This is a genomic window from Flavobacteriales bacterium, assembly GCA_019694795.1.
In the GTDB taxonomy this organism is placed as follows: domain Bacteria; phylum Bacteroidota; class Bacteroidia; order Flavobacteriales_D; family UBA2798; genus UBA2798.
The window spans coordinates 1-9,775 of the sequence record JAIBBF010000075.1 but is presented as its reverse complement, the minus strand read 5'-3'; the positions used below and the strand labels follow the sequence as shown (position 1 = coordinate 9,775).

Here is a 9,775-nt window from a genome sequence, read left to right as displayed (position 1 = left end):
CGTCATTCAGAGCGGAGCGTGGAATCGGAGGATTGCAGCGTTGGGGAACCACTAAGGCACAAGGACATTAAGTTGCACGAAGTGTTTTTTAAATCAGCACGAATAAAATAGGTAGATGAATGTGAATGATTCGTTGTAGGATGGCAATTGAAGAAGAAAAAAACCGGGACATGTTTCCATATCCCGGTGTAGTTGAAATTTGATTATTGTTTTTTCTTTATTTCCTATACCAATTTATGGGAACTCAATACACATTTCAATGGCCTGCTTTTAGCGGTATTTTCAACTTTAATTAAAGTTTTTTAGAATCCTTTGTTTGTCTTCGCTTTCCTTTTCGTTCTTATGAAATAATTCAATGAACGTAATCTTTTGCTCATTAGGAAAGTGAGCATATATTAATCTCATTCCCGAATTTACTCCTTTACCTTTTATTGCCTTGCAAGCCATTTTCTTTACTTTAATGATACACGTTTCTAAGCCCAAATTATCAATACGAAAACTAAACGGTGGTCGTTCATCAGGTGTAACTTCCAGTACGCGTTTAACTACCTCTAAATCGTCATTTAGTGTTCTGTATTTCTTTAAAAGGTTTTTCAAATCCTTTTTAAATTCGGATAATTCATCAAAGGTCATTGTTCTTCAATTTCATCTCCATAGTTTCTCACAGAGAAAGGAGCATCTCTGTAAAAAGCTAATTCATAATTTATTTCTTCTCCTTCCTTTGAAGCAAGCCATGGTATATCCTTATGCGAATAATTGCTGATTGAGGCAGCGGACCAATCACTCATTTGTTCTATAACCTTGTCAATGGTTTCTTTCTCACTGGCTTTTAATTCAGTTAAATTAGCTTTCTCCAAAGGCAGATAACGAGTTTGAGGATATCCGTGATATTTTGTTTTCACTCTTTGCAACTGACCTTTTTCAATCATTTGATCAATGATTGAGTCTAATTTTTGCGGTACTGGTCCATAAGGCAATTTGCGGTATTTTGCCCCGGTTAAATGTTCCTCATACAATTCATAATAATTGAAATCTGAGAAATAGAGCAACTTGTAAAGAACTGTTTCGCCTACATTAGGCTTACCTGCACAACGTTCAAGTATATACAGCAAGACATTTTTAAATTTATTTACCTGTAAGGATGGGACTGAAATACGTTCTTCTTCTTTTTTTACCTTTTTTTCTTCTTTAACATCAGACTCATGAATTGCTGAGAAATCTACAGACATAAAATCGTCAATCGAAAACTCCAAAACCAATGACAGTTTTTGCAATTCTAGGATATCAACACTTCTGTTTCCTAACTCAATTTGAGCCAAAGACGGCCGGGAAATTTTGACACTTTTAGCCAAGTCTTCCTGAGACCATCCCTTCATTTTGCGAAGTTCTGTTATTCTCTTTCCTATTTCCTTTCGTGACAATTTTATGCTCATATCAATTCGTTTCGTTACATAACGAGACAAAGATAAAATTGTTTCAATATAAAACAAATGATTGTTTTAAAATAAAACACGCTTTCATTTTGTTAAATGAAAAATCAGCACATTATACAAGTTCATTGCCAAGGAATAATAAGCTAACACATATGCCATAGCCTGATCAAAAAGTTTCAAAAACTAACACAGGAATTTATTTTAATCCTGATAACCTTCGGGACCAAAACCCTGTTGTCGGTGATGTTGTTAAAAGGAATTAGTATAAATGCAAAATTTTATATCCTGATTGACAGTGTTGCGCCAAAGTCGTCAACTATGGAGGGGAAGGGGAACGTTTAGGATTCCTTTTCAACCCAGTCGCCGTTTTCGCGGATGAGATCGATTAAGGCTTGAACGGCTTCTTCTGAGGCAATGTTTTTGCGCACCACTTCCTTGCCTTTATACAATGAAATTTTTCCAACTCCTGTACCTACATAACCGTAATCGGCATCCGCCATTTCGCCGGGACCATTCACAATGCATCCCATAATACCGATTTTAATGCCCTTTAAATGGTCGGTCACCGAACGGATTTTCTGCGTGGTTTCCTGAAGATCGAATAAGGTTCTACCGCAGCTTGGACAAGAAATATATTCTGTTTTAGAAATTCGTGTTCTGGTGGCTTGCAATATTCCGAATGCAGTACGGTTAATCAATTGTGCATTGGCACCCTGAAAGGCATTGATCCAGATTCCATCACCAAAACCATCCAGTAATAAAGCACCTAAGTCGGTAGAAGCGTACAACTGGAATTTTTCTTCATCGTTTTCCTGATAATTCCGTTTGATAATTACCGGTGTATCGCATTCCTGCAAGAGTAAATCGAAAAACATTTTACGCTGTTCCTGCATGCCGTTCTCATTGGAGGTTTCCAATACCAGCACACAATTTTTTTCTTGTTTTAACCGTGTAATGAACGATGGAGAAAGCGTATCAATATCTACACTCACAAAATTTAATTCCCCGTGCTTTTCTTTGCTTTGAAAAAAATCGTCGGCATCAAACAGCGGATAGCTTCGTCCTCCTTGATGGCTTTTCCAGTACGTTGAATCGTAAATAATCCCCAGCGTTCCGGGAATTTCAAATTCTACGGGATTGCTTCCGGCAAAAACATAATCCACCGCCTGATCGCTGAGGTTCCATTTGTCGAGTTCTGTTTGGTAATGGTATCCGAATGGATACAAAGATGCAGCCGTAATTTTTTCGCGCGCACTTAAATCGGCTATGACAACGGGGACCTGTTTTTGACCAATATTTAAAATGGGATGGGAATGTCTGCGCGTATATTCAAAGGGATTCCATTTCTTTTTTAATTCTTCCAATGAAATGGAATGAGGAATTCGATGTGCAGGTCGTTTTTCATAACGTTCTGCCAGTTTTCGTGCAACCGGCATTTCAAATTCCGGATCTTCGGTTAAAGAGACGCGAATGGTATCACCGATTCCATCTTCGAGTAAAGCTCCGATTCCAACGGCAGATTTTATTCTTCCGTCTTCTCCATCACCGGCTTCCGTTACACCCAGGTGAAGCGGATAATTCATGTTCTCTTTTTTCATTTTTGCAACCAATAGCCGGTAAGCTTGCACCATCACTTGTGCATTGGATGCTTTCATGGAGATAACAATATCCTGGTAATTATTCGCTTCGCAAATCCGTAAAAATTCCATGGCCGACTCCACCATTCCAAGAGGAGTGTCGCCATACCTGCTCAGTATGCGGTCGCTCAGAGAGCCGTGATTGGTACCGATGCGCATTGCCGTGTGATGGGCTTTACACAGTAAAACGAGAGGAGTAAATTTTTCGCGAATGCGTTCCAGTTCGGCCGTATAGGCTTCGTCGGTATAATCGATTTCTTCAAACTTTTTTTTGTCGGCATAATTACCCGGATTCACTCTCACTTTCTCCACCAGTTGCGCTGCGATTTCTGCTGCATTGGGAGTAAAGTGGATGTCGGCCACCAATGGAGTTGCGTATCCTCTGGCGCGTAAATCGGACTTGATATTTTTTAGATTCTCGGCTTCATTTTTACTGGGAGCGGTAATGCGTACCAATTCGCAACCGGCTTCAATCATGCGCACCGATTGTTCCACCGTAGCCGCTGTATCCATCGTATCGGTGGTGGTCATGGATTGAATGCGGATCGGATGTTTTGCACCAAAACCAACACTTCCAATCATCACTTCACGGGTGATGAAACGATGATAGGAAAAAAGATCCTGACAATATTCGAAACCGGCGTAAGCGAAAAGATCGTGCTGCATGGTAATATTCTGTATTAGGTAATAACCCCGGAATTACATTTTTGTTCGGCTTTGATACGGATAGCAAGATCTTACACCGAAGAGCTTAGTTCTCCACCGCTTCAACTCCCGGTAAACTTCCGCTTTCGATGTATTCGAGTAATGCGCCACCACCGGTAGAAACATAACTCACTTGCTTGCCAAAATGATATTTGTTAATCGCAGCTACCGAATCGCCACCGCCAATGAGGGAATAGGCACCTTTCGCTGTTGCCGCAACAATGGCTTCGGCTACCGTTTTGGTTCCGTGTTCAAACTTGCTCATTTCAAAAACACCCATCGGACCATTCCACAATATGGTTTTCGATTGTGCAATTACGTCGGAATACATTTTTTCGGTTTTCGATGATATATCGAGTCCCATCCACCCTTCGGGAATGGCATTGATGTCGCAAATCTGAGTATTCGCTTCATTGGAGAAATTGTCGGCCACTACGGCATCCACTGGAATGTGAATTTTAACTCCTCGGGCTTCGGCATCGGCCAGAATTTTTTTCGCTGTTTCCAAACGATCATCTTCCACCAGCGATTTACCAATATTTCCACCCATGGCTTTCACAAAAGTAAAGGCCATTCCGCCACCTATGATGATGTGATCCGCTTTGTTCATGAGTTGTTCCAGAATCAGAATTTTATCTGAAACTTTTGCACCACCCATCACGGCGGTGAAGGGACGTTCGGAATGGTTAAGTACTTTATTCACGGATGCAATCTCACCTGCCATCACGTATCCGAAACATTTTGCCTGCGGAAAATACTGCGCAATCACTGCTGTGGACGCATGGGCACGGTGCGCGGTTCCAAATGCATCATTTACATAAAAATCACCCAGTTTCGCTAATTTTTCGGCAAAGGCTGCATCTCCCTTTTCTTCTTCTTTGTAAAAACGAAGATTTTCGAGTAACAACACTTCCCCGCTTTTTAACTGCGATGCCAAAAACTGAGCTTCCTCACCAATGCAATCGCCGGCGAATTTTACTTCCAGGTTTAATTTTTTACTCAAATCATCCACCAAATGCTTCAGCGAAAATTTTTCTTCCGGACCATTTTTGGGCCGACCTAAATGCGACATCAATATCACCGATCCGCCATCTGCAAGAATTTTCTGAATGGTGGGAATAGCAGCACGAATGCGGGTATCGTCCGTAATGTGAAAAGAAGCATCCAGCGGAACGTTAAAGTCGACACGAATTAATGCTCTTTTACCGGAAAAGGAATATTGATCGATGGTTTTCATGAGGCAATGAATTGAGGGGCAAAAATAGATATTATGATTTAATGCAAGGGGATTTTAAGGATGATTCTTAGTTTTCTTTTCGGGTTTCTGCTTAAAAAAAGTACTACTGAAATTATTCGTTGATCATTTAAACAAATCTAAATAGGTTTTAAACAAAAAAATCCGGTTTCTTGTTTGACCTGTTAACTCAATAAGAATTTTCTTTTCCATAAAAACCTGAACCAAATCACCGGCAGATTTTGGGGTTAATTGACAAACTTCCTGAACTGATTTTATTTGAACGACTGGATTTTGGAATAAGTGTTGCAAAAGAGTATAGGCACTTTGACTTCTTCTTCCCCAGTTTTTTTGAATGTCGGTTTCAAGATTTTGTTTTAAATCCAAAATCTTTTTTAAACTATCCGCCGCTTGTCGTGAAGTTTCCTCAATCCCTGTCAAAAAATATTTCAGCCATTGCACCATGTCACCTTTTTGCCTGACTCGTGTAAGGTTATCATAATACAATGTTTTGTTTTTTTCAAAGTAGTGAGACAGATACAGTAATGGTTTGTCTAATAGTTTTTGGTCCACCAGGTATAGCGTGATGAGTAATCTGCCTATCCGGCCATTTCCGTCTAAATAGGGATGAATCGTTTCAAATTGATAGTGTGCAATAGCTATTCTAACCAGTTTTGAGACGTGAATATCTTCATTATGGAGAAAATCTTCCATATCCCCCATAAGTTCGCCCACTGATTCATGATTTGGTGGAATAAAAACCGCATCTGAAATGGAATTTCCACCAATCCAATTCTGACTCTTCCTGAATTCCCCCGGTTGTTTATTTTCCCCTCTAGCATTTTTCATTAATTGCTTGTGGGCTGCACAAAGCAAACGAGATGAAAGTGGAATGTTTTTAAGCTCACTTATAGCGTTGTTTAATGCCTTGGTATAGTTTTGGACTTCCTGCCAGTCATTCTTTCTTTCCGGGGCCACATCTTCTAATTGCAGGAAGGCTTCATCCATGGTGGTTTGAGTACCTTCTATCCGACTGGAAACAACCGATTCTTTTGTTACATGCAAATGGATAAATAAATCTATGTTGGGTACAAAGCGGGCAAACGAATTTAGTTCCCCAAGTTGTAGAGAGGCTTTTTCAAGCAGTTCTGTAATGATAGGGTCTTTCCATGTCCAGACCCGATTTATTTTTTCAGGGACAAAATATCGAAAATTTAGATGTTTGATCCATGCTCCTGGTTTAAATGATTCTATATCAGTGCTTTTTTCCAATATTCACGTTTTTATAAAAGTAAAATAAAATCCGCTATATTTTACTTTTTGCCATGAAAATAAAATATAAGTTTTTATATTTTACCTTCGTCTTTAAATAAAAAGTGACATTTTTTTTGAAAACAGTACTCATTTGACGCCTTTTCCCAAATCAATTTTCAGGATTAAACGTGTTTTGTTGCAGAGAATTTGGTGATTTAATGTGGATGGTTTCAATTTTTTTGCTGAAACGGTTTTCTCGTTTTAGAAATTTCAGGAAATTTTTTTCCATCTGTTTTTTATTTTGATTGTTTCGGATTGGTAAAAAAATCAAAAGAGCATCAATGGATATTTAATTATATCCCCTAATTGTTGCTCACCCTGCTGTTTGTTGGGAAACAAACAGCAGGGTGATTTATAATCTATTCTCAGCTAAAACAACAGTATTCTCACACTGAGATGGAAATAAAGTTATTGCTTAATCATTTTGCTGAACAATTCTTTATCGTCGGAAATAACTTTTACGATATACATTCCTGCAGTTAAATTACTGATGTCAATTCTGTTTTCAGCAGAACGTAAAGAAACGGTTCTGATTAACTCACCCCGAATGCCATAAATTTCCACGATTGAATTACCGGATGAAGTAGTGTTATCCACAATGATAAAATCTACGGCAGGATTTGGATAAAGTTGAAGTTGATTTTCCGGATTTGTTTCAAAAACCGAATTTGGTGTAAGCGAAGAACCATATCGCAAAATACTTCCGTTACCTCCACAGGCATAACCTACTGTATCATTTAAAAAATCCACCATTTGGTAGGTTATTAAGGTAGATTGACTACTTGTCCAACTTGTTCCTCCGTTACTGGTTTTAATTATTGTTCCCGACGAAAATCCGTCGCCGCCCACTGCGTAACAGGTGGAAGGATTTACACAGTCGATGGAATAAAGAATCGGGCCGGCTCCGGTTGAAGTTTCTGCCCAGGTATCTCCGCCATCCACTGTTTTTAACATGCTTCCCGATTCAGTAACGGCATAACCGGTAAGTGTATTGGGAAAACTAAATGAAAATGCACCGGATGTGCCGTTATAAACCATATTCCAGTTAAGTCCACCATCCGTGGTTTTATAAAGTCCTCCGTAAAATCCTCCTACAAAACCAATATTGTTATCTATAAAATAAATGGAATAGGCCATTAGGCTGGCAGGGATGCCTGAGTAGTATGTCCAGTTTACTCCGGCATCGGTTGTTTTATAAATAATAATGGAATCTTCCATCATATTCATACCCGCTGCATAGCCAACCGACAAGGAAGGAAAGGAAAGAGCGCTAATTCCATCCGTACAAACCAGAACCGTAGAAAAATTTTGTCCGCCATTCACCGTCATAGCCACTTCTGTTCCCCGGTAAGTGTATCCGGTATCGGGAGTGGTAAACAATGCGGCTGGACTCCCCGTATTTGCATTTACCGAAACCCAGTTTGCACCGCCATTGGTCGTTTTAAGCAATAAACCATTATCACCTGCACAATAGCCAAGGTTGGAATTTAAAAATTGAATGGAATTGAGTAATTGACTCGTACCCGAAACCTGAGCGTTCCACTGGGCAGACAAGGTTCCTGAAATAAAAAGAAAAAAGAGGAAGAGGTTTTTCATACGTTCATTTTTTAGTAAGTAATTCCAATTGTGCTTTACAGTGAAATATTATTGGCAAAAAAAATAAGAATGTTATTGCTTCAGCCAAATAACGGTTTCAAAATTTCCGGAGTTATCGATTGCTTTAATGTAATAAGTGCCATTAGCCAGAAACGATAGATCCAGGTTCATGGTATTGGTTTCAATTTTATTTTGATAAAATACAACCCTGCCGGAAAGATCTACTATTTGAATACTACTTTTGTTATTAAGATTATGAATTGTAAAATTTCCATCAGAAGGATTTGGTGCTATACTGAGGGCATAATCTAAAGCACTTTTTTTGGGGTTATCCTCCATGTCGGGTGTCAACTGCAATACCATTTGCTGCGGAGAAAAAGAGGGCTTACCGGATTCACTTTTTCTTAAATCTGCGGTACTACAATTGTCTATTCTGGCGTAGAAAGTAGCTCCCGGTTCTGTTCTGAAACCGGGATACAATTTAATTTCTTCATTGGCTACAACCTCCACCTTTTGAGCATCGGATAAAATTTCAGTTGGGTGATAATTGTAGGGAGCTTCAAGTTTAATCTGGTGTTCATTACGTACAACCACTTCGCAGTTTGATCCTTGCGAAGGATCAGGTAATGCCACTGAGTTTGCTACAATTTTGGTAGGCAAGTGTGTTTCATTGCAAACCGTAAAATCGGATGCGCAAGACCTGTTGGAATATACACGTAAATAATCCACTTCCATAAAACGAGGCAGGGTATTGCCGGATGGAAGGCAGACCTGATTTAAAGAAGGATCTGAATTAAATTTACCACCAAAATTTGGAACTGCCATGCCTAATATTACATGACATTCATCATTAGGGAATCCCATGTTGCGATATACAGGTCCATAATAATTAGACAATTCAGAATAATCCCAGATTCCTAATGAATAATCAAGGTCTAATGAGGGATTTTGATCATAAAAATATTTATAATACTTAAAAAGATATGCAATAGGGACTTCGTCAACTAGCCAAATACATTTGTATTCATCCCAATAAAGACCAAATTTGTGCCAAGTGTTAAAAAAGTGAAAATTATTAATAGCATGACCAGTAAAGCCTCTACATACATGTTCAATAGAAAATTCATCGTATGGAGGTACAGAAAGACTCCAATCATGCACAGTCATAAGCATATTATCACTATAAAAATACAAATTCTCTGCTGAAACAGGCGAGCAATGGTCCCCTCTGCTTTCATTTACGAATTCAAAAATATCAATCTCTGTCTTTTTCCCATTTGCAGAATGAAAAAGCCAAAAAGCAGGCCAAACATAATCAACATAAGGTAATTTAATCATGGCTTCAAAATAACCATGTTTGAACATATCCAGAGTCCATATCTCACCTGCAGTAGCCTTGAACTCACGCTTATTAGGAAATCCATCAGCTAACTGATCAGAATCTTGTAAATAATCCACACATCGATATTCAGCCGGTGGAATCTCTCTAGCCCATAGTTTTAATGTCCCATTGGAAACATCAATACAATCTTGGTTGGGATCGATTAAATTATAGGCATAGGATATACCAGCCGGTGGGCGTAAACCATCATTTTGATTTGTTGCCCTAGATATCGAAGGCATCCAATTACCAATAAGATCTGAGGTGGATCCATTAAAATTTTGTTCATATATTAATTCCAATGCAACTTGATTATTAGAAATAACTCCAGTTGGATAAATATTATAATCATAGTTAAGATATGGATAAAATCCTTGAACATTTGGCCAAATTGGGGCAAGAACTGAATTTGCATCCTTACAATTCGGTTGCGACACAGAAATTATGTTATTCGTTTGACTAATAGCCAATGGAG

The 9,775-nt window shown here is 38.8% G+C and carries 7 protein-coding genes; all 7 read right to left on the bottom strand.

Going from position 1 to position 9,775, the window contains the following annotated elements; all coding sequences use genetic code 11:
- Positions 1–288: 288 nt before the first annotated feature.
- Positions 289–633, bottom strand: coding sequence for a hypothetical protein (locus K1X56_13795; protein MBX7095789.1), 345 nt, complete (start codon positions 631–633; stop codon positions 289–291).
- On the bottom strand, positions 630–1,490 hold the full coding sequence (locus K1X56_13790) for a DUF4065 domain-containing protein (GenBank protein MBX7095788.1): 861 nt from the start codon (positions 1,488–1,490) through the stop codon (positions 630–632). Before K1X56_13790 ends, K1X56_13795 begins: the two co-directional genes overlap by 4 nt.
- A 281-nt stretch (positions 1,491–1,771) precedes the next feature.
- Positions 1,772–3,736 carry a (E)-4-hydroxy-3-methylbut-2-enyl-diphosphate synthase gene (gene ispG, locus K1X56_13785; GenBank protein ID MBX7095787.1) on the bottom strand — a complete coding sequence of 655 codons (1,965 nt, stop codon included), beginning with the start codon at positions 3,734–3,736 and terminating at the stop codon, positions 1,772–1,774.
- Between the two features lie 85 nt (positions 3,737–3,821).
- Positions 3,822–5,012 carry a phosphoglycerate kinase gene (locus K1X56_13780; protein MBX7095786.1) on the bottom strand — a complete coding sequence of 397 codons (1,191 nt, stop codon included), beginning with the start codon at positions 5,010–5,012 and terminating at the stop codon, positions 3,822–3,824.
- Between the two features lie 123 nt (positions 5,013–5,135).
- On the bottom strand, positions 5,136–6,263 hold the full coding sequence (locus tag K1X56_13775; GenBank protein ID MBX7095785.1) for a Fic family protein: 1,128 nt from the start codon (positions 6,261–6,263) through the stop codon (positions 5,136–5,138).
- A gap of 468 nt (positions 6,264–6,731) precedes the next feature.
- Entirely contained in the window at positions 6,732–7,919 is a 1,188-nt protein-coding gene (locus K1X56_13770) for a T9SS type A sorting domain-containing protein (GenBank protein ID MBX7095784.1), read from the bottom strand.
- A 72-nt stretch (positions 7,920–7,991) separates the two neighbouring features.
- On the bottom strand, positions 7,992–9,775 hold a 1,784-nt coding region (locus K1X56_13765), incomplete at its 5' end, for a family 16 glycosylhydrolase (GenBank protein MBX7095783.1).